Annotated in this window: 20 protein-coding genes; 14 read left to right on the top strand and 6 right to left on the bottom strand. The window is 55.4% G+C overall.

The features are described 5' to 3' along the window. Positions 1 to 22 precede the first annotated feature (22 nt). From JNK54_10000 to JNK54_09980, 5 genes are all read left to right on the top strand, one after another. Positions 23 to 1,120 carry a HEAT repeat domain-containing protein gene (locus JNK54_10000; GenBank protein MBL8024593.1) on the top strand — a complete coding sequence of 366 codons (1,098 nt, stop codon included), beginning with the start codon at positions 23 to 25 and terminating at the stop codon, positions 1,118 to 1,120. A gap of 159 nt (positions 1,121 to 1,279) precedes the next feature. Beyond that, positions 1,280 to 2,230, top strand: coding sequence for a malate dehydrogenase (gene mdh, locus JNK54_09995; GenBank protein ID MBL8024592.1), 951 nt, complete (start codon positions 1,280 to 1,282; stop codon positions 2,228 to 2,230). Positions 2,231 to 2,261: 31 nt separating this feature from the next. Next, positions 2,262 to 2,474 carry a hypothetical protein gene (locus tag JNK54_09990; GenBank protein ID MBL8024591.1) on the top strand — a complete coding sequence of 71 codons (213 nt, stop codon included), beginning with the start codon at positions 2,262 to 2,264 and terminating at the stop codon, positions 2,472 to 2,474. A gap of 91 nt (positions 2,475 to 2,565) precedes the next feature. Further along, positions 2,566 to 3,363: a type III pantothenate kinase gene (locus JNK54_09985; protein ID MBL8024590.1), complete on the top strand. Its 798-nt coding sequence runs from the start codon at positions 2,566 to 2,568 to the stop codon at positions 3,361 to 3,363. A 42-nt stretch (positions 3,364 to 3,405) separates the two neighbouring features. Then, entirely contained in the window at positions 3,406 to 4,362 is a 957-nt protein-coding gene (locus JNK54_09980; protein MBL8024589.1) for a hypothetical protein, read from the top strand. On the opposite strand, the gene def is transcribed toward JNK54_09980, so the two are convergent. Both def and JNK54_09970 read right to left on the bottom strand, forming a co-directional pair. Continuing rightward, positions 4,349 to 4,879, bottom strand: coding sequence for a peptide deformylase (def, locus tag JNK54_09975; protein ID MBL8024588.1), 531 nt, complete (start codon positions 4,877 to 4,879; stop codon positions 4,349 to 4,351). The genes JNK54_09980 and def overlap by 14 nt on opposite strands. 5 nt (positions 4,880 to 4,884) lie before the next feature. Continuing rightward, positions 4,885 to 5,424 (bottom strand): ACT domain-containing protein, encoded by a 540-nt coding sequence (locus JNK54_09970; protein ID MBL8024587.1) that lies wholly within the window; start codon positions 5,422 to 5,424, stop codon positions 4,885 to 4,887. A 71-nt stretch (positions 5,425 to 5,495) separates the two neighbouring features. Here JNK54_09970 and JNK54_09965 point away from each other — a divergent pair, with 71 nt between their 5' ends. The 4 genes from JNK54_09965 to JNK54_09950 all read left to right on the top strand — a co-directional run bounded on the left by JNK54_09965 (position 5,496) and on the right by JNK54_09950 (position 10,143). Continuing rightward, a complete protein-coding gene (locus JNK54_09965; protein MBL8024586.1) occupies positions 5,496 to 7,535 on the top strand; it encodes an FAD-binding protein in 2,040 nt (679 codons plus the stop codon). Further along, a complete protein-coding gene (locus JNK54_09960) occupies positions 7,525 to 8,805 on the top strand; it encodes a (Fe-S)-binding protein (GenBank protein MBL8024585.1) in 1,281 nt (426 codons plus the stop codon). The genes JNK54_09965 and JNK54_09960 overlap by 11 nt, the downstream gene beginning before the upstream one ends. 96 nt (positions 8,806 to 8,901) lie before the next feature. Beyond that, positions 8,902 to 9,285 (top strand): AAA family ATPase, encoded by a 384-nt coding sequence (locus JNK54_09955; protein MBL8024584.1) that lies wholly within the window; start codon positions 8,902 to 8,904, stop codon positions 9,283 to 9,285. Positions 9,286 to 9,351: 66 nt separating this feature from the next. Continuing rightward, a complete protein-coding gene (locus tag JNK54_09950) occupies positions 9,352 to 10,143 on the top strand; it encodes an ATP-binding protein (GenBank protein ID MBL8024583.1) in 792 nt (263 codons plus the stop codon). 12 nt (positions 10,144 to 10,155) lie between these two features. Here JNK54_09950 and JNK54_09945 read toward each other — a convergent pair whose 3' ends face one another. The 3 genes from JNK54_09945 to JNK54_09935 are packed head-to-tail and all read right to left on the bottom strand — an operon-like array spanning position 10,156 to position 12,441. Beyond that, positions 10,156 to 11,175, bottom strand: coding sequence for an OmpA family protein (locus tag JNK54_09945; GenBank protein MBL8024582.1), 1,020 nt, complete (start codon positions 11,173 to 11,175; stop codon positions 10,156 to 10,158). Continuing rightward, complete coding sequence (locus JNK54_09940) at positions 11,168 to 12,112, bottom strand: hypothetical protein (GenBank protein ID MBL8024581.1); 945 nt, start codon at positions 12,110 to 12,112, stop codon at positions 11,168 to 11,170. The genes JNK54_09945 and JNK54_09940 overlap by 8 nt, the downstream gene beginning before the upstream one ends. Beyond that, on the bottom strand, positions 12,109 to 12,441 hold the full coding sequence (locus tag JNK54_09935; protein ID MBL8024580.1) for a hypothetical protein: 333 nt from the start codon (positions 12,439 to 12,441) through the stop codon (positions 12,109 to 12,111). Before JNK54_09935 ends, JNK54_09940 begins: the two co-directional genes overlap by 4 nt. Before the next feature lie 441 nt (positions 12,442 to 12,882). On the opposite strand from JNK54_09935, the gene JNK54_09930 reads away from it, so the two are divergent. The 5 genes from JNK54_09930 to JNK54_09910 all read left to right on the top strand — a co-directional run bounded on the left by JNK54_09930 (position 12,883) and on the right by JNK54_09910 (position 15,930). Continuing rightward, positions 12,883 to 13,257, top strand: coding sequence for an IS110 family transposase (locus tag JNK54_09930; protein MBL8024579.1), 375 nt, complete (start codon positions 12,883 to 12,885; stop codon positions 13,255 to 13,257). Between the two features lie 354 nt (positions 13,258 to 13,611). Beyond that, complete coding sequence (locus tag JNK54_09925) at positions 13,612 to 14,127, top strand: transposase (GenBank protein ID MBL8024578.1); 516 nt, start codon at positions 13,612 to 13,614, stop codon at positions 14,125 to 14,127. Positions 14,128 to 14,555: 428 nt separating this feature from the next. Next, positions 14,556 to 15,350 (top strand): helix-turn-helix transcriptional regulator, encoded by a 795-nt coding sequence (locus JNK54_09920; protein MBL8024577.1) that lies wholly within the window; start codon positions 14,556 to 14,558, stop codon positions 15,348 to 15,350. After that, positions 15,337 to 15,573: a hypothetical protein gene (locus tag JNK54_09915; GenBank protein MBL8024576.1), complete on the top strand. Its 237-nt coding sequence runs from the start codon at positions 15,337 to 15,339 to the stop codon at positions 15,571 to 15,573. Before JNK54_09920 ends, JNK54_09915 begins: the two co-directional genes overlap by 14 nt. 57 nt (positions 15,574 to 15,630) lie before the next feature. Then, positions 15,631 to 15,930 (top strand): hypothetical protein, encoded by a 300-nt coding sequence (locus JNK54_09910; GenBank protein MBL8024575.1) that lies wholly within the window; start codon positions 15,631 to 15,633, stop codon positions 15,928 to 15,930. Positions 15,931 to 16,075: 145 nt separating this feature from the next. Here the strand turns inward: JNK54_09910 and JNK54_09905 are convergent. Further along, positions 16,076 to 18,050, bottom strand: a 1,975-nt coding sequence (locus JNK54_09905; GenBank protein ID MBL8024574.1) for a gliding motility-associated C-terminal domain-containing protein, incomplete at its 5' end; no start/stop codon positions are given.

The following is an 18,050-nucleotide window of genomic DNA, read 5'->3' as shown; positions in this document are numbered from 1 at the left end:
AACAAAATGGTAGGATAACGCCATGGGTTTTCCAAACTATTTCTCTGGGATTATCTTGGTCTTCTTGATCTCCGCTTGCTCGACAGGTCGCCCGACCCTCCCGGTTCTGGTAAAACAAATGCGCCACTCGGACCCCGCGGTTCGTGTGCGAGCGATGGGGCACCTTCCTTCTTATGGGGCCGATGGGGTGGTGGCGGTCCCCCTCTTGGTGGAAAATTTCAGAAATCGACAAGAACCGGTCCATCGCTCCGCCGAACGTGCTTTCGTTGCTTTGGGTGTTCCTGGGGCACACGCGTTGAGCGGGCTCCTTTCCGACACGGACAGCTGGGTTCGGTGCCGGGCCGCCTCCGCGCTCATTCCCATGGGGGCCAGCGCGGAAATTGCCGTTCCGGCCCTCGTGGAAGCCTTGCGAGATCGGGACTTTTGTGTGTCCGAAAAAGCGGTGTTGGCTCTCGGTGCCATCGGGGAACCCGCGGTGCCCTCCCTGCTTGAGGCGCTTAAATCCACCAACGCCATGGCCCGGAAAGGGGCGTCCGCGGCGCTGGGGCTCATGAACGAGGCCGTTCACGCTCAGGTGGCCGGGACTCTTCTCCCTTCCCTCCTGAGCTCAGACGAGTTTATCCGGGGCGAAGCGGCCATGCGCATTACCCATATGGGAAAGATCGGAGTTCCCGTATTTCTGAAAGCTTTGAAAGAAAAGGATGTGGACCTTCGTCAACGGGCTGTGGATGGGCTGGGCGAAATCGGTCTTCCCCGACCGGATGTGGTGGACGCTCTCATTACCCTATTCAAAGATTCCCAACGGACGCTCCGCTTGAAAGCCTCAGTCGTTTTGGGGCAATTGGGTCAAAAGGACGATGCGGTTTATAAAACGGTGGCGTCTCTTTTGGTGTCGAAAGACAAAGAGATCCTTTTGGGGACCCTGCGTGCTTTGGGGAACATGGGAGGTGTGGCCGAACCCTCCATCCCCCAATTCGTTTTTTTTTTAGAGGAAAGTAAAGACCCCGACCTTCGCAACGAAGCGGCGGAGTCCCTCATTCGGATGGGAACCGCCGCGTCCATGTCCGCCGCAGAACGGTACACCCGCGGCCATTACCGACGCCCTTCCATTAACGAATAAGACAGCTCCCGGATAGGGCAAGTGATCATCGGGGATAAGGCTTGTCAATTCAGACAGAACTGGTTAGAATTTAATTCCCCCATAAATAGAGAGGCCATTTTCGAGGACCTTTAAGAGGTTCTTGAGTTTTGGTTGGGCGGGGTAAACAAGGGAGGATTCATGCGTAAAAAAATGAGTGTGATTGGGGCTGGAAACGTAGGCGCAACCTTGGCCCAGCGTTTGGCTGAAATGGAATTGGGGGATGTGGTTTTGGTGGACATTCCTCAAACAGAAGGAATGCCCGCCGGGAAGGCTCTCGACATTCGGCAATCCGGTCCGGTGTACGGATACGACAGTCGTTTGACTGGGACAACCGAATACGGACCGACCGCCAACTCCGACGTCGTGGTGATCACCGCCGGCGTGCCCCGGAAGCCGGGAATGAGCCGTGACGATTTATTGAACATCAACGCTGGGATCATGAAAACCGTTTCTGAACAGGTGGCGAAACATTCCCCTCAAGCCATTTTGATCATCGTGTCCAATCCCTTGGACGCCATGGCCCATGTGGCCCTCCGCACGACGGGGTTCCCTAAAGAGCGCGTGATCGGTATGGCGGGAGTCCTGGATTCCGCCCGATTGGCGGCCTTTTTGGCGGAGGCCTTGGATGTTTCTGTCGAAGACATTCAACCCACGGTTTTGGGCGGTCACGGGGACACCATGGTTCCCATTGCCCGTTACACCACCGTGGCCGGTGTGCCCGTCACAGAACTCCTGGACGGCGAAAAACTTGCGGCGATTCTTCAGCGAACCCGGGATGGGGGCGCGGAAATAGTGAAACTGCTCAAAACCGGATCGGCCTATTACGCGCCTTCCGCGTCGGCGGCCGCCATGGTGGAAGCGATTCTAAAAGACAAGAAACGTATTTTCCCCTGCGCGGCGTATTTGGAGGGGGAATATGGGACGACCGGCTTGTTTTTGGGCGTTCCCGTGAAGTTGGGCGCTCGGGGAATTGAGCAAGTGATCGAACTGCGTCTCACCACCGATGAAAAGGCGGCGCTTCAAAAATCCATACAGGCCGTTCAAGACCTGGTGGATGTGCTGAAGAGAGCGAACATTGTTTCGGCTTAAGGCGTTGTTCGGACCCAAGGAGAAAAAGGCCATGAATACCGAAACGTTGAACTGCGGAAAAAGGACCTATATCCTCGAAAGCCGCATCACGAAAAACGGACATAAATACGTGATGTTGACGGAAAAAAGTTTTGGCCGGATGTCAAAAGTGATGGTGTTTCAAGACCATCTGGCGGATTTTCTTGCCGCCTTGGATCGTGTTTCACAGTCGGAACCTTTGTTGGTCGAAAGCTCCGTTAACTGACCTCTTGGCTGGTCCACGCGCGCGCTCTCGGGATTTCCGTTCCTTGCCTTTCGTGGCCGAGGGGAGGGCCGATTCCTTGCAGGCGTCGGGCGTGTGGGTATTGGCCATTGATATCGGAAACACCAACGTAACGCTTGGGGCTTTGGCCCCAGGGAAAACGAAAGGGAAACCCGTCCTCCTGGCCAGTTGGCGGTTGGCCACCCATCGGCACGCCACCGCTGATGAGCTGAGCGTAACCGTTTTCAACTGGGTGGCGTCCGCCCGTCTTTCCCTGAAAAAACTGCGCGGAGTGGCGGTGGCCAGCGTGGTTCCCCCCTTAGATCCCGTCTTCCGAGAACTTTCCGAAAAATTCCTTAAACAGGTCCCTCTCTTTGTTGGGCCCGGGGTCGATACCGGTGTGAAAATCCTTTATGATTTTCCAACAGAAGTGGGGGCGGACCGTGTGGTCAACGCGGCCGCCGCCTATTCCAGGGTCAGGGGGCCCTTGATCGTGGCTGATTTTGGTACCGCCACGACCTTCGACTGTGTGGACGCCCGCGGGGCCTATTTAGGGGGAGCCATTGCTCCAGGGCCTCAAATGGCATCCGAAATACTTTACCAGCGGACGGCTAAATTGCCCCTCTTGGGGGCTTTCCGCCGGCCCTCCCAGGCCATTGGGAAGAACACCCAGGACAGCATTGCTTCGGGCCTTTTTCACGGTTATGTGGGTCTCACCCGGGGTCTTTTGCTCTGTTTATCGAAAGAAATGGGGGGAACCCCGCGGGTTTTGGCCACGGGGGGCCTGGCGAACCTTTTGGCCCCCTCTTTGCCCGAAATTCATGAGGTCGTCCCCCATTTAACGCTCGACGGGCTAATGCAAATTTGGTTGATAAATAGGGATAAAAAGTGAGTTCTGTGGACAATCTTGTGGATAAGAGGGGGTTCGAGCGTTATGAAAATCAATAAAACAGTGTTATTTTCAATTATGGGGCTATTCTGTGGTGTCCTCTTTTCGGGTTCACCTACCCTGGCGGCGGCACTCTCCGTACCGGATGGGGTTCAAGCAGATTCGGAGAAAATTGCCAAGTGGTTTAGCCAGGAAGTTTCCCACCTGACGGCTTTTAATGCTTCGGCCCTCCCCCAACTTCCGGGGGATGTGCATGGGGTGCTCGGGGTCGAAATGGGTGTTTCCGTTGGAGTCAGTTATTCTAAATTGGATCGGGGAGCGTTTAATACCCTCTCTTTGGACGAGCTCAAGCAAAGTGAGTTTGATTTACCGGCCGGGATCCCCCTGGGGATGCCGTTGGCTCACGTGAAAGTGGGGCTGCCTTTTTCACTCGATATGGGTGCCAAGTATGGCTACCTTAATTATGACGACAACAGAAACGGGGCGCAGTCAAAGATTAAAAACACGGTGGTGGGGGTTGAAATTCGTCGGCGTCTTTTGGGCGAAGGCATGACGGGTGTGGTCCTTCCGGACGTGGCGTTAACGTTGGGATACGACCAGGCGAACGGAGAGATTAATCGTCAAGAAAATTATTCCGGACCCATTGCCAATTCCAATACCTTAACCGGGAAAACCACCCTCAGGTCGAAATGGCAGACCGGCGCGGTGACGGCCCGTGTTGTGGCCAGTAAGCAGCTGCTCATTGTGACCCCGTATATTGGGGCTGGTTACAGTCGGTTGATGGGGGACGCTAAAACCACGATGAGCGTGGTTGGGATAGTCAACGTGGGCGATGACGTCAATGTGTCAGCCCAGGGATCCGCCAATGCCAAGGACGATATGGTCCAGTTTTTGGGAGGGCTCGAGTTTTCTTTTTTTCCAACGCTTAAATTTAACGTGGGTGGACTCTATTCCCAGGACGATTGGGCGGGAACGATGGGGGTGCGGTTTAGTTTCCGCTAGAAAGGGGCGGTTGTTTTCGACGGAAAAGATCGGTTTTGATGTCGGCGACGCGGTCAAGGAAAAGAAGCCCGTCCAAGTGATCAATTTCGTGTTGAAGGGCGACGGCTTCAAACCCTTCGCTTTCATAGGTCACAAGGTTTCCGTCCCGGTCAAGCCCTTCCACTCGCACGAAGGAAGAGCGGCGAACGTTGGCCAAAAACTCGGGGATGGACAAGCACCCTTCCCGAAAAGTGAGGCTGCCTTCCGCTTGGACCACGCGGGGGTTTAACAGGGCTATTTTTCCGTGCCCTTTGGGAGGCTCTTTCCCCTGGCGGGGGGGGAGCCACGTGACGTCCACCACGATCGCCCGCAAAAGCGTTCCGATTTGGGGGGCCGCGATCCCCACCCCAGGAGTGGAATAGAGCGTGTCCGTTAGATCGGTGAGCGTTTGAGCGGTGAGGGTGTTGATCTCTGTCACTTTGGGGCAGACTTCTTTCAGCGTGGGATGGGGAAAAAGAAGGATAGGGCGAATCGGCACGTTTTCTAAAGCGCTTGGGTGGAGAGCGGTTTCACGGAGACAGTAACACCCCAGTCGGCAAGGTGTGTTCGGAGTTTTTTCTCTAAGTCTAACGGTGTTGTTCGGCCGGTTGTTTCCCCTTCCAAATAGAGGATGTATCCCGAGGGATTTCCTTTTGATTCCGTTCGGTGGGTTGAAAGGTCCGAGAGATTTACTTTGGCCTTGGCCAAAAATTCGGTGACTTGGTGCACAATCCCGGGACGGTCGGCGCCGTAGACCGAAACCAATACCCTGTCGCCCGCCGTGGTCTTTTTGCGCGATCCTTGATCGGAAACGGTTTTTAAATGAACGGTCAACCCTAGCTTTTTTCCAAGTCCCTTTACCTTTGTTTCGAGGGATCGAATGGTGGGTGGTCCGCTAAAAATCAAGAGAATGGCAAACTCCCCTTGCAAGCGCGTCATGGCGCTGTCTTCCAGGTTGCATCCCTCCTGCAAGAGAATTTTTGAGACCGCCGCCACCAATCCCGCCTGATCTTTTCCCGCCGCAGTAAGCAGATATCGTTTCATGGGTTTTTTATACCACACTTAGACTTGGCGAGCAATCTCTTCATTCGAAAAAACGCTAAAATGGGTGCCTCATGTCATCGGTTTCCTTTGTGTCAAAACTCAAAGAAGTTTTAGGGAAAGATCGGGTTCTCTCTTTGCCGGGGGAACTTTTTCCGTATGCCTATGACGCGGCGCTGGACAAAAGGCTTCCGGGAGCGGTGGTTTTGCCTCGAACCTCGGCCGAAGTGGGGGTCGCGGTTCGTGTGGCGCGGGAACACCACGTTCCTTATTCTGTTCGCGGTGCGGGGACGAACCTCTGCGGGGGAACCATCGTTCCCACCGGGGGGCTGGTGATCCATCTCAGTCGCTTAAACAGAATTCTTTCAATCGATTCGGATCGACGCAGGGCCTGGGTGGAGCCCGGCGTGATCAATCTTCACCTTCACAAGGCGCTGGCGCCCCGGGGCCTTTTTTACGCCCCGGACCCGGCCAGCCAAAAAGCCTGTACCCTGGGTGGCAATGTGGGCACCAACGCCGGTGGTCCCCATTGCTTGAAATACGGAGTGACCAGTCATCATGTGACGGGCCTGGAATGGATTCGGCCCAACGGGGAAACCGTTGTGGTGTCGGTGGACAACGACGGTTTCGATTTGACCGGTCTTTTCGTTGGGTCGGAGGGAACCTTAGGGTTGGCCACGAAAATCGAAGTCAACCTGTTGCCCCAGCCCGAGGACGTTCGAACCTTTTTGGTGGCGTTCCCGTCCATGGAAGCCGCGGCGCATACGGTGACGGAGATTATTGCCGCGGGCATTGTGCCGGCCACTCTGGAAGTGATGGATCGCCTGACGGTTCAGGCGGTGGAGGCTTTTGTCCACGCGGGGTATCCCACCTCCGCGGAGGCCGTTTTGTTAATTGAGGTGGACGGGCCGCGGGAACGAACCGTGGCGGAGGGGGCTCGCGTTCGGGCCCTTTGTTCTTTGAACGGGGGAACGGATTTTCGTATGGCGGTGGATGAGCGGGAACGGGACAAACTGTGGGAAGGCCGTCGCGGGGCCTACGCGGCGATGGCTCGTCTGGCGCCGAACGTTTTGGTGGAGGACGGTGTGGTGCCCCGCACACGGTTGCCAGAAGCGGTCCAAAAAATGCGAGCGATCGCCGATCGGGCCGGGATCCGCATGGGGCTGATCGCCCACGCGGGGGATGGCAACCTGCACCCGAACATGATTTTTGATGAACGGGACAAGCGTGAAACCGCCCGTGTCTTGGAAGCGGGGCAGGAAATGTTACGGGTTTGTGTTGACTTGGGGGGATCCATTTCGGGGGAACACGGGATTGGGGCCGATAAGAGGGAAGCCATGCGCTGGCTCTTTACACCCCCCACGCTCGCTGTTTTCCGGGAAGTGAAAAAGGTTTTCGATCCGGACAACCTTTGCAACCCCGATAAGTTGATCCCTGTGGTGGAATCAACGCCTGGCCCCCGGGCGGTCTCCGTGTGGCCAGGGGGGGAATACATCGCGGGGAATGTGGAGACCGTTTTGGATTATGTGCGTGCTGTTCGGGACGCGGGGGGGGATTTCTATATTAAAGGATCGGGTACAAAAGGGATGCCCATCCCCTCGGGGAAGGCCACTTTGGTGACCACGGCCTTAGACACTCTTGTGGATTTGGACCGGGCCAACCTGACTCTGGTGGTGGGCGCCGGGATTCATCTTCCCACTCTTCGCGCGCGCCTGGGGAAGGATGGGCTTTACCTGCATGTTCCCGGTGAGGGAACCTTGGGCGGTGTCCTTTCCACTAACGCCCGTGGCCGGCCCCCGCTCCGTAACCAAATCTTGGGAATGAAAACCATTGGCGGGGAGGGGGAACTCCTGTCTTTTGGCGCAAAGGTCATGAAGAACGTGGCGGGGTACGATGCCGCCCGGCTCTTTTTGGGCGCCTGGGGAACGTTGGGGGTGATGGTGGAAGTGACGCTTCGTCTCTATTCCACTCCCGCTGAATTGTGGGGGCCCCCTCTGTCCGGGCCACCGGATTTTTCTAAACTTTCCAACCCGGATCTCCACCGCAAAGTGAAGGCGGCTTTTGACCCCAAAAACATGTTCAACCCCACGTTGCTTTCCGCCCATGTCGACTGAACCCGACCTGACCAGTCGTCCCGCCACACCGGGATCCCCGGCGGAAAGCCGCGCCTACGATGACGTGATGCATTGCAACCGCTGTGGCTTTTGCACATCCTTTTGCCCCACCTATCTGGCCACTGGGGATGAAGGTTTGTCGCCCCGCGGTCGCAACCAATCCTGGCGCGCCCTCATGGAAGGGCGGCTGGATCCCGCGGACGGCAAACGATCGTTTGATACTTGCTTGCTCTGTGGCATCTGCACATCGGTTTGTTTCGCCCAGGTGCCAACGGCGCGACTGATGTCCCAGGCCCGCGAAAAAGTGCGGGAGACCAAAGGAACGCCTGTCTTTTTGCGCTTTTTTCTCAGAAAAATTCTCCCTCGGCCGGCCCTTTTCGAAGGTCTACTTAAGTTCCTTTACATTGGGAAAAGGGTGGGCCTATCAGGGGTCTTGAACCGCCTTGGTGTTTTAGCGCTCATCTCTTCAAGGTTGGCCGCGGCGGAGAGTTTGGTGGACCAAGCTCCTCGCAAATTCCTCCGAGATCTTCTTCCCGTGGCCCCACGGGATGCCGACGTGATTCATTTTTTGTCCTGCGGTCCCAACTGCCTTGCCCCTGAGGTCGGTCTGGCGACGGCGCATATTCTAAAAGTTCAGGGGATACGGGCGGGAACGGCCGAAACGGTTTGTTGCGGATTGCCCGGCCAGAGTTTTGGGGACCAGGAAGCCGCCCGGGTTTTGGCTCGGAAGAATATTGAAGTGTTGGAGGCTTACCCCACCGCCACGATTTTAGTGGACGACTCCTCCTGTGCCGCCACGGTCAAAGAATGGCCCCGATTTTTTGATGACGATCCCGGTTGGCGCGTTCGCGCGGAAGCGGTTTCGAAACGGGCTCAAGACGTGCTCGAATGGCTCGCCAATAATCCTCCTCTGGGGTTTAGCGAAACTCTTTCCGTAACTTACCATGACGCGTGCAAAGCGCGCTTCGGCCAAGGGTTGGTGAACGAACCCCGGAAACTTCTCTCAGGGATCCCTGGTCTGGACTATCGGGAACTCCCGGAAGCCGACCAATGTTGTGGGGGGGGCGGAACCTATCAATTCATGCAACCGGAAATCTCCCAAACCGTTGGTGACCGAAAAGCCGAGAACATCGCGACCACCGGGGCCGCTCTGGTGCTGACGTCCAGTGTTTCTTGCCTTCTCCAATTGCGTGGGCGTCTCAGAAAAATAAAGTCCAAAGTCCGTGCGTTCCACATCGTGGAACTCTTTTCGAATAACAAAAAACTTTAGTTCGTTTTAAGCAACCATTGGGATAAGTGGCTCTCTTTGGAGGGAGCCCAATCGAACGCTTGTAGTAAACAATAATAGGCATTATCGTTTACTACGATGAATAAATTAAACAGCGTTATTGAAGCCCATAAGAAAGAGCGTGATGCCACACTTCGCAGGGTTCTTGTCCCGCGCCAGATGGGCACGGTTCTTGCGAAGGCCTTATCCTCCCGTCTGGTCAAAGTCATTGCGGGTCCTCGCCGTTCTGGTAAATCGACATTGGCTTTCCAAACCTTGGCGGGGAGACGCTTTGCTTATCTCAATTTTGAAGACGATGCTCTTCAACAGGACGTCCCCGGCGATGTGCTCATTGATACGATGGACGCGGTTTACGGGAAGACCGACATCGTTTTATTTGACGAAATCCAAAACTATCCCCAGTGGGAAAGCTTTATTAACAAGCTTCACCGGCGAGAGCGTAATTTGCTGATCACGGGTTAAAATTCCAGGTTGTTGAGTCGGGAATTGGGATCGGCCTTGACCGGACGGCACATTTCTTTTGAATGATTGCCTTTCAGTTTTCCGGAATTTTTGGCGGGGCGTCCACCCTCTGTTCCGGACAGCGCGGAATCGTTTCGCCGTTATCTGACATGGGGGGGATTTCCTGAGGTGGTCATTGGGGACGCTGATCCCCAAGGGTATCTTCGGACCCTTTTTGATTCGGTTGTATTAAGGGCTATTGTCACGCTTCACAGCATTCGCTCATCGACCGCCATCTATGATCTTTTGAGCCTTCTTATCAACAACACCGCGAGCCGGTTTTCAGGTCGGAGCCTGGAGCGATCTCTGGGGTCTCTCTCCATTGCCACCATTCAGAAATTTATTTCCTATTTCCGCGAAGCCTATTTAGTTCAAGATTTACAGCCTTATTTTTTTAAACCGCGTATGCGAATTAAAGCGGAAAGAAAGATCTATGCCTACGACAACGGGTTTATCTCAGCGTTGTCTCAACCCACCTTATCAAACGATCCTCGATTGCTTGAAAATCTCGTGTTTATTGAATTGGTTCGGCGAGGGTTCAAACCGAATTTCGACTTGTTTTATTACCAAACGGGCGTGGGAACCGAGGTCGATTTCCTTGTTCGGAAAGGAACCGAAAACAGTGAACTCATTCAAGTGGCACAAACCCTTTCCAGCTTAAAAACCCGGGAACGTGAACTGAGAGCGCTCCATCAGGCCGCTCAAGAATTAAAGGTCTCTAAAATGACGATCGTTACTCTGGATACGGAAGAAACCATCCGTGACCTGGGCCCCTCCATTGAAGTGATCCCTTGCCGAAAATGGCTGACTAAAGAATGATGTCATCTCTTTCTAGGGCAGCCATTCAGAAAGGACGATAACGACGGCTCTTCTGTTTTTGGCGCGGCCGAGGGGAGTGCCGTTGGAGGCGACAGGTTTCTTGGAGCCGTGGGCGAAGATGGCGAACCGGTTGGATGGGAGTCCCCAGCGGGTCACGAACAAATCGCGGAGGGCTTCCGCGCGCCGGCGAGAGAGGGCCATGTTGTATCCTGCTGGTCCTTTGCTGTCAGAGTGGCCGTGGATCTCGGCAGGGACCGTTGGGAAAGCGAAGAGGAACTGGGCCATGGCCTGAAGCGCTTTCTCTTTGGCTTCCGCATCGCTTTTGTCAATTTTCCAGCCTTCAGTGCGAAACAGGATGTGGAGGGGTTTGGGTGGTTCGGTGAGAATCCTCACGGGTTTGGGAAGTTCCACTTTTTGAGCTGGAACGCTCTTCGTGACCTCCTCCACGGGTTCAGGTGTGGGCTGTTTTACGGGATCCGGCTCTATGACGATCTTGGGTTTGACGGCCCGAGCGAAGGATCGGGAAAGCGTAAGGCCTGCGGTGAGGAAAAGCATGTCGTTGCCCGTCTCCCCAGCCCTAGGGGAATACCACACTTCAGATTTGATGCCGACTTCCCACCGGCCGTTGATGGGGCGGCGAAGGCCGATTCCCCCGCGCCCCACGAGACGGTTAAGGGATCCACGGCTCTGATCTGTGGACAGCCCTGCCCCAAGCCTTAGATAGGGGGCCCAGGCTCCCCATGGGCTGAAGCGGCGGTCGGCGACCATCGTGGCGGGCCGAAGGCGTCTGTTGTTCTGGAGAGAGAGCACGTTGTAGCCAAACCCTGTGTCCCAAATCTCGTCGCGGCTCAATCGGACCATCACCCCGGCCGACAATCCTGATTTGCCTTCTTCACGAACGGTCTGCGACGCCAAGGCGGTGGCTCCACCCACATCTGTTTCTAAGGCCCACTGGGCCCAGGGGTCCACGGCATGAAGACGGGAAACCCCGAACAGGAAAAGCCCCAGGAAAAGAGAGGGAGGCTTATTCATCGGAGGTCCTTTGGCCAAACCGCATGATCACAGAGACCTGATGGGTGCCTGAAGTATCTTTGACGCCCGTGAGGGGAAGCATGAAGCCGTAATCCATTTGCAAAATTTGGATTTTGGCAGAGAACCCACCCGAAACCCGTTTATAGTCGTTGGGCCCCATTCCGCCGCCAGCGCGAAGGGCGAACCGGCCCAGCGTTTTCTCGATGCCCCCGTGAATCCTGGTCTGATACTCCGCGCCGACACGGCGGCGGGAGACTTCCAGGAGAGCGAGCCCGATCTTTGAGGAAAAGGATCCGGCGGCCTTCAAGACGCGCGGTACGGGGTCGGGAGAGGAAAGGCCCACATCGGACTCCCAAAGGTTGACCCCGGTGACGCCGAACCGCCAGCGAGGAGTGGGGATCCAGGTGGCCCCCAGATTAACGTCCCAGGCGGAGGCGGAACGGGATTCGGCGTAGGTGGGATCTTCCGCGTTGAAACTGGTTCCTTCAAGCGGATCCACAGCGGAGTCTGTGTCGGAATCGTGGCCGACGGTTTTCTTTAAATGTTTTATTGCGGTGCCCCAACGGAAGTGACCGCCGAGCGTATGGGCGTATCCCAGGGAGAGGGTTTCTTCGTTGTAGAGGTTGCCCAGGCTGTAGCCGCCGTAGGACAAGCCCAACGCCCCCCATCGCGTGGGAGAGGCCCAGCCAAAGAAGGATCGGCTGAGGTTTGAGCCGTCGGAGAGACCTTTGAACATTCGACCGTAGAAGAGGCCGGCTTCGGGTGTGTCTAAATCGGTGAGGCCGGCGGGGTTGTAGTGGAGAGCGAAGACATCGCCGGGCGCGGCGGTGAGGGCGCCATCCAGAGCGGTGGCGCGACCGCCAGTGACGGATTCAGAGAAAGAGGCGGACGCGGAAAGCGTGAAGAGAAGAAGAGCGAAAGGGAGAAGGAATTTCATTTGGACACCACGATGGTGCCTGTGGCGCGACGGCCGCCAAATGTATCTTTGTCGATGTCGTAAACTAAAAGGCGATGGGCGGCATCCGAGACAAACAAACGATGGGTTATGGTTTCCGTTGCGAGTTCAGGCCGCGAAGCCAATCCTATAAGGACCGAAGTGTCGTAGGAATCCATGTAGTCGAAATCGGGGCCGCCGCCAGGATTGGATTGGCTTACCAGATTCACAGCGTTTTGGTCGTTAATGAAGGGCCCATCGGCCGACCGCAAAATCCCGAAAATAAACAACAATCCCAGCCAAGGCAAGTATTTTGAAGACGTAAGTTTCATACATCATCCATATACTGCCGGAATGACATTTCCTCAAGTGTTTTTTTTCTTCCAAAGGAGCCTCCGAGTTTATTTTATCGTTAAAATCTGGGGAGTTGGTAGAAACGATTAAATTAGGCACCACCATGGTGCCTGTGCGCGGTGGCCGCCAACTGTGACCTGGTCGATGAGGATCCCGCCGGGGAGTGGAACGGATGATTGGCCAAATAAAGTGAGGTTCGTGGCTGGTGTCCCGGTGACTTCATCCGCTATCCCAATGTCCATGGCGACCGTCAATAGTTGGGGACATTGGTGTCCTAGCCCAAAATCTTCAGTTGGATCGCGGGATTCGACGAAAAATCCGGACCTTTTTCCTTCCCAAAAAAGTTTATCCGTAGTCCCCGCGACCGCGCGAGCGGAAGTGTGACGGCGCTAGCCAGGAATGCCAAGGGGGACAAGCGTGTGGAATGGCTGACGCCCATCCGGGGGATGGGGGTGTATTCGGCCATGTTGGTCTTGGCGGAGATAGGAGAGATCGATCGGTTTGATAATTTTAAGAAGCTGGTGGCGTATGCGGGGTTGTGCCCATTGACGTATCAGTCGGGGCGTGTCTTGCGGCATGGGGGCCTCACCAAACAAGGGTCAAAGTGGTTGCGTTGGGTGATGGTGGAGTGTTGCCAGAGATACGCGAAGGCGCTCGGACGGTTGGGCGAATTCTATCGTCATGTGGCGAAGAAAAGCGGGACGCGCACGGCTCGGGTGGCGACGGCGCGAGCGTTGCTGACGGGCGTCTTTTATTGCCTTAAAAGAAAGGAGGCTTTTCGAGAAACCCGATGATGCGAAAAACAACAGCTCATTTTTTCCGGACACGCTCGTAAATCTCCTGGGCGCTCGACGCCCCTTCAACTGATTGAGCGGCTCGGCCTCCCATCGCTACCGTGTGCGATGTCAGCACGCATAAGTGAATGAGAGAAACTCCTTAAACTCTCGTCGATGGGATTCAAACGTCAAGGGAAGCCCGGGTGTTTCCCGCGACGCGCAGTTCAACCGCAGGCCACTCCAGGAAGAGTGCGTCCTGACAAGGGAGAGATTTATATATAAAAACCTTGCGCGGCGATTTCATAAGTGAAAATTTCGGGTTAAGCACGTCGATGAAACGGGCTGGACCATCAACGGAGTCTCCCCTTGGTTATGGGCTCTCGTCAACGACACCTGGGCCTACTTTCGTGGGGACAAAAGCCGCAGCAGCCAAGTGCCCATCGATGTTTTGGGGAAACGTTCCAGGGTGGTCTTGTCAGTGACTTTCACAGTTCCTACAACGCCAAGATCCACGGTCTTAAGCAAAAGTGTCTCGTGCACCTCTACCCGGACATTCGCGAATCCCGGGAGGACCACCCGCCTCCGGACTTTACCACTCCGGAAAAAAAGATCAAGCGGCTGCTCGCCGACGCCAAACGGTTAGCCGACCGAAACAACCGATTTTCCCCGCTCGTCTTCCTTCGTCGTGCCCAACGAATCAAGGACCGACTATTTCATTTTGCCACGGATGTTTATTCCAACAAAACATGGCAACGGCTCAGCGCGAGACTGCTCAAACATCACCACAGAATGCTCACGTTCCTGGATGTATTCGGGCTCCCCTCAGACAACAACACTGCCGAGCGCGCCATCAAGCCCCACGTCATTGTTCGTAACAGATCTTTCTAAATTCGAACCATCGCGGGCGCTGACGCACACAGTGTCCTGGCCAGTTTGCTCCAAACCCTTCTTCTCCAAAAACGCCCTGTTATGACTGAATTGGCCCGCGCGTATCTCCACCATTGGCAGAGTCGATCTCACCTCAATGATCCTCCCGCCCCTGCGCTCCTCTTCCGTCCAACAAGCCCCATCGCCTGAAATCTCCACGAGTTTTCAGTTCGGAATCAAATTCCTTCGCCCACGTTGAACCCCTTTTCTCAATCAAGATATAGGCTTCCAACCTATCATCCATCTCCCCTCTAAAATTCTCACCCAAAGACACTTTTTCTATTTCACTGTCCCCTTCGGCTAAACAGACAGGGGAAAACTCTGGCCTTGCGTAATCCTTGTTTCGGTGTATAATATCGATTATTCGATCTATTAATCGAATAATCGATATGAGAAAAGACTCCAATGAAATAAGATTGAGCGTTGCAAACAACATTCGTCGGTTGCGTCAGGAAAACCGATGGACACAGACCCGGCTGGCCCGTCTATTGGGAATTTCTCAAAATCGGTTGTCCGAAATAGAGCGCGGGCAGGGATCTTTTACGGCGGAACAATTCCTTCTTGTCCTAAAATCATTTAATGCATCGCTCAGCTCTTTTATTTCGGGGCCAGGCGCTTCTGCCGAAAAACTTCTCCAGAATGCGATTTCACGGTTAGGGGCGGGGTCCTTGCAGGAAAGTCGTGATCTCTTGCCCACTGAAAAACTTGAAACCGCCACATCTGTCATTCGCGAAGTATTGACCTCCGCCTCAAATCCGCGCCAAATTACCGCTTTGGCCCCCGTCATCGTAAATCAAATTAATCCTGCTGGTTTAAACAAATTGCGATTGGAGTTTTTGGGGGAGGGGAGAATAAATCGCCTGGGATGGCTCTTGGAAAGTGTTCTTGCGGCAATTCAGCACGAATTGCGTGAACCAAAACAAAACGGGTTCAACGGATGGGAGGATCGCTATCACGGGGCAGAGATTTTGATCGGCAACATTCTAACCTATCCAGGGTTTATCCTTCCCCGTTCAAAAAAATCGGTGGAGGAACCGTTGGAGTCAGGCGTTCTCCAAAGCCAAGAAGCATTTGAGGAAGCAAAAGTTTCCAGGGATCTGATAGCAAAAAAATGGGCGGTAGTCACACGAATAAAAACAGATGACTTTATCCACGTTTTAAAGGAGGCTCGTGAAAATAATTGACGCGTTTCTGATCGAGATTGATCGACGATGGGAAAATGAAAATTATCCAAAGACGGTTTTACGCATTATCGGATCGGCCGCCTTGCTCCTTCAGATGGAATATGATCGGGGGACGAAAGATAGCGACGTGCTTGAAACGCCGGAGATAACACCCCCGATTAAGAAAAAACTGTTGGCCTTGGCTGGAAAGGGATCCCTCCTCAGCAAGACATATCGTTTGTAATTGGATGTGGTTCCAAGTGGTCTCCCCTTTTTGCCGCAGGAAGCCTTTTACCATAAGATGGCGGGAATAAACCAGCATCTCAAACATTTTGAAATTGAGGCATTGGATGTTTCGGACGTTGTCGTATCGAAATTGAAAAGATTTAATGCCAACGACGTGAGCGACATTGCGGAGATGGTGGCGAGTCGTTGGCTCATGCATGGGGCGCTTGTGGCTCGATTTAGGAAAGCCGTTGATGGGTTTTCGATGGATGCACGGGCAGAGGACCTTCCCCTCTATGTGAAAAATCTGCACACGGTGGAGCGAGACTATTTTCGGCTACCCGCTTCGAAAATTGATTTGCCGGATTGGGTTTGATGTCATCGACTGGGACGAATTGACTCTCGCGGTAAACTTATCTGAAACTTTTCTGCGACCGTTTGGACCTACCCTGATTTTCGTGCGAATGGCAATCCATTTTCTTCTGATTTCTACCCCAACAACAACTTGATGGCGCGGCGGTTCATTTAGACACCACGATGGTGCCCGTGGCGCGACGGCCGCCCACGGTGACTTGGTAGATGTAGACGCCGCCGGGGACAGGGTTGCCGTTGGCGTCGCGGCCGTCCCAGGTCAGGCTTAAACCGGGGGCGGGGCCGGTGGTCATGTCGGCGACCCGTGCGCCGTCGGTATCGTAGAGGGTGCCGTGGGTGGGGTCCCCGTTGGGGTTGTCGAGGCGGACGACGGTGACGTCGTTACGGCCGTCGCCGTTGGGTGTGAACACGCGGGCAATGACCGATTGGACCACGTCGCTGGACTTAGAGCCCATGAGCCGATATCCCCCGGTGCGGCCAAAGCTGAACTGGGCGAGGTTGGGGGAGAGGATGCGGGCCGTTCCGGCCAAGACCCAGGCGGAGCCATTGAAGTATTCCACAGATCGTTCGCCGCTGGAAACCCCGGGGAGTGGCACGGATAATTGGGCAGAGGGGGAGAAGGTGATATTCGTTGCCGGTGCCCCGGTGACTCCATCAATCACGGCAATGTCGAGCGCGACGAGAGCGCCGTCAGTGATGGGTCGATCAGATAAGGAAATGACATGGCGGGAATTGCCGACCCCGGTTAAGAGGCCCTGGGGAGCGGTGACGGCACTGCCGAGCGTCGAAGCGTAGACATAACGGCCAGCGCCCACGTTGTCGATGACCGTGGAGGGCAGGGAGAAAAGGGTTTCGACCTCTGTGCGGAGGCGGTAGAAGCGTTCGAGCCCGGCGGCGGGGAGGGGGCCGTGGGAGGTGGCGGTGGTGCTGGCCAGAACAGCGAAGGATCCCGTGGGGGAGTTGGATTCAGAGAATTCATAGGAGACGGTGGCGCCTAAAGGCAGTGGAGACCCCAGGGCGTTGGTGGTCACAGGGTCCCAGGAATAGGTGATTCCCCCTGCCCCGGCAGACCCGCGAAAGTTGACGGGAGTGGCGGGGAGCGTGGCGGAAGTCGTGAAAGAGAGCGTGGGGGAATACCCGGAGGGAATACCGTTGTGGTTTATAGCACGAATGCGGAGGGTGTAGTTTGCCCCAGGTGTAAGGCCAGAGAGCGTGGGGGAATCCGACGTTGTGGTGAGCGCGGTAGCAAAGGAACCGCCGTCCACGGCCAATTCGATTTCAAAGGCAGTTCCTGGCGGGTTCCCGTTGATGTTAAAGGCAAGGGCCATGGAGACAGCGGTGACGGTGCCACTGGAGAGACCCGCGGGCACCGAGGCGAGTGTGACAGCTGATCCCAGTGCTGTGTCGTTACTGCAGTCGACCCCATTACATCCTTTAACAAACCCAAAGTACGTGGTGTTGGGTGTGAGCGAACTAACGCTGGCAGATAAAGACACGGTGGAGCTGGATCCGGAGACGACCAGGGGAGGATTATCGGACGCGGTGGAGACAGTAAAGGTATAAGAGGTCGCCCCCGGCGCGGTGGTCCAGGAGGCGAGAATAGCGTTGGTTCCTGAAGCGGAGATAGCGCTGGGGCTGGGCGTGGAGAAGGGGGGCACAACGCAGAGTTCTGATGTGGGGGCGGTGGGCACCCCGTCCCAACTTCGCGCCAAAACACGGAAACAGGCGGTGGTGCCGGGGCTCAAGCCAGTGATCGGTGTGCTGACCCCTGTGGTGGAAATGGCTAAGGAGAAGGAGCCGCCGGAGGCGGTAGCCTGTTCGATTTCGAAGGTTGTTCCTGTTGGATTGTTGTTGGCGGCCCAGGCCAGTGCGGTCGATGTGGAATCGAGAGTGGTTGTGGAAAGAGTGATCGGGGGATTGGCCCAGGTGACTGTGGATCCAAACGCTGTGTAAACGGAACAACCTACCCCATTACAGGCTTGAACGAATCCAAAATAGGTGGTGTTGGGAATAAGGGCAGAGACGGTTCCAGTGAGGGCAACGGTTGAGGTTCCGCCCACAACGGCTAAGGGCGGGTTGTTCGCGGACGTAGAGATGGCGTAGGCGAAACTGGCGGCGCCCAGG

Source organism: Elusimicrobiota bacterium (genome assembly GCA_016788905.1).
Taxonomy (GTDB): domain Bacteria; phylum Elusimicrobiota; class Elusimicrobia; order FEN-1173; family FEN-1173; genus JADKHR01.
Note: the sequence above shows the minus strand (reverse complement) of the source record. Positions and strands in the feature narration are given on the sequence as shown.

Coding starts and splice junctions, on each gene's coding strand:
- JNK54_10000 (MBL8024593.1), top strand. CDS start 23: ATGGGTTTTCCAAACTATTTCTCTGGGATTATCTTGGTCTTCTTGATC.
- mdh (MBL8024592.1), top strand. CDS start 1,280: ATGCGTAAAAAAATGAGTGTGATTGGGGCTGGAAACGTAGGCGCAACC.
- JNK54_09990 (MBL8024591.1), top strand. CDS start 2,262: ATGAATACCGAAACGTTGAACTGCGGAAAAAGGACCTATATCCTCGAA.
- JNK54_09980 (MBL8024589.1), top strand. CDS start 3,406: ATGAAAATCAATAAAACAGTGTTATTTTCAATTATGGGGCTATTCTGT.
- JNK54_09970 (MBL8024587.1), bottom strand. CDS start 5,424: ATGAAACGATATCTGCTTACTGCGGCGGGAAAAGATCAGGCGGGATTG.
- JNK54_09965 (MBL8024586.1), top strand. CDS start 5,496: ATGTCATCGGTTTCCTTTGTGTCAAAACTCAAAGAAGTTTTAGGGAAA.
- JNK54_09960 (MBL8024585.1), top strand. CDS start 7,525: ATGTCGACTGAACCCGACCTGACCAGTCGTCCCGCCACACCGGGATCC.
- JNK54_09955 (MBL8024584.1), top strand. CDS start 8,902: ATGAATAAATTAAACAGCGTTATTGAAGCCCATAAGAAAGAGCGTGAT.
- JNK54_09945 (MBL8024582.1), bottom strand. CDS start 11,175: ATGAATAAGCCTCCCTCTCTTTTCCTGGGGCTTTTCCTGTTCGGGGTT.
- JNK54_09940 (MBL8024581.1), bottom strand. CDS start 12,112: ATGAAATTCCTTCTCCCTTTCGCTCTTCTTCTCTTCACGCTTTCCGCG.
- JNK54_09935 (MBL8024580.1), bottom strand. CDS start 12,441: ATGAAACTTACGTCTTCAAAATACTTGCCTTGGCTGGGATTGTTGTTT.
- JNK54_09925 (MBL8024578.1), top strand. CDS start 13,612: ATGGGCTCTCGTCAACGACACCTGGGCCTACTTTCGTGGGGACAAAAG.
- JNK54_09920 (MBL8024577.1), top strand. CDS start 14,556: ATGAGAAAAGACTCCAATGAAATAAGATTGAGCGTTGCAAACAACATT.
- JNK54_09910 (MBL8024575.1), top strand. CDS start 15,631: ATGGCGGGAATAAACCAGCATCTCAAACATTTTGAAATTGAGGCATTG.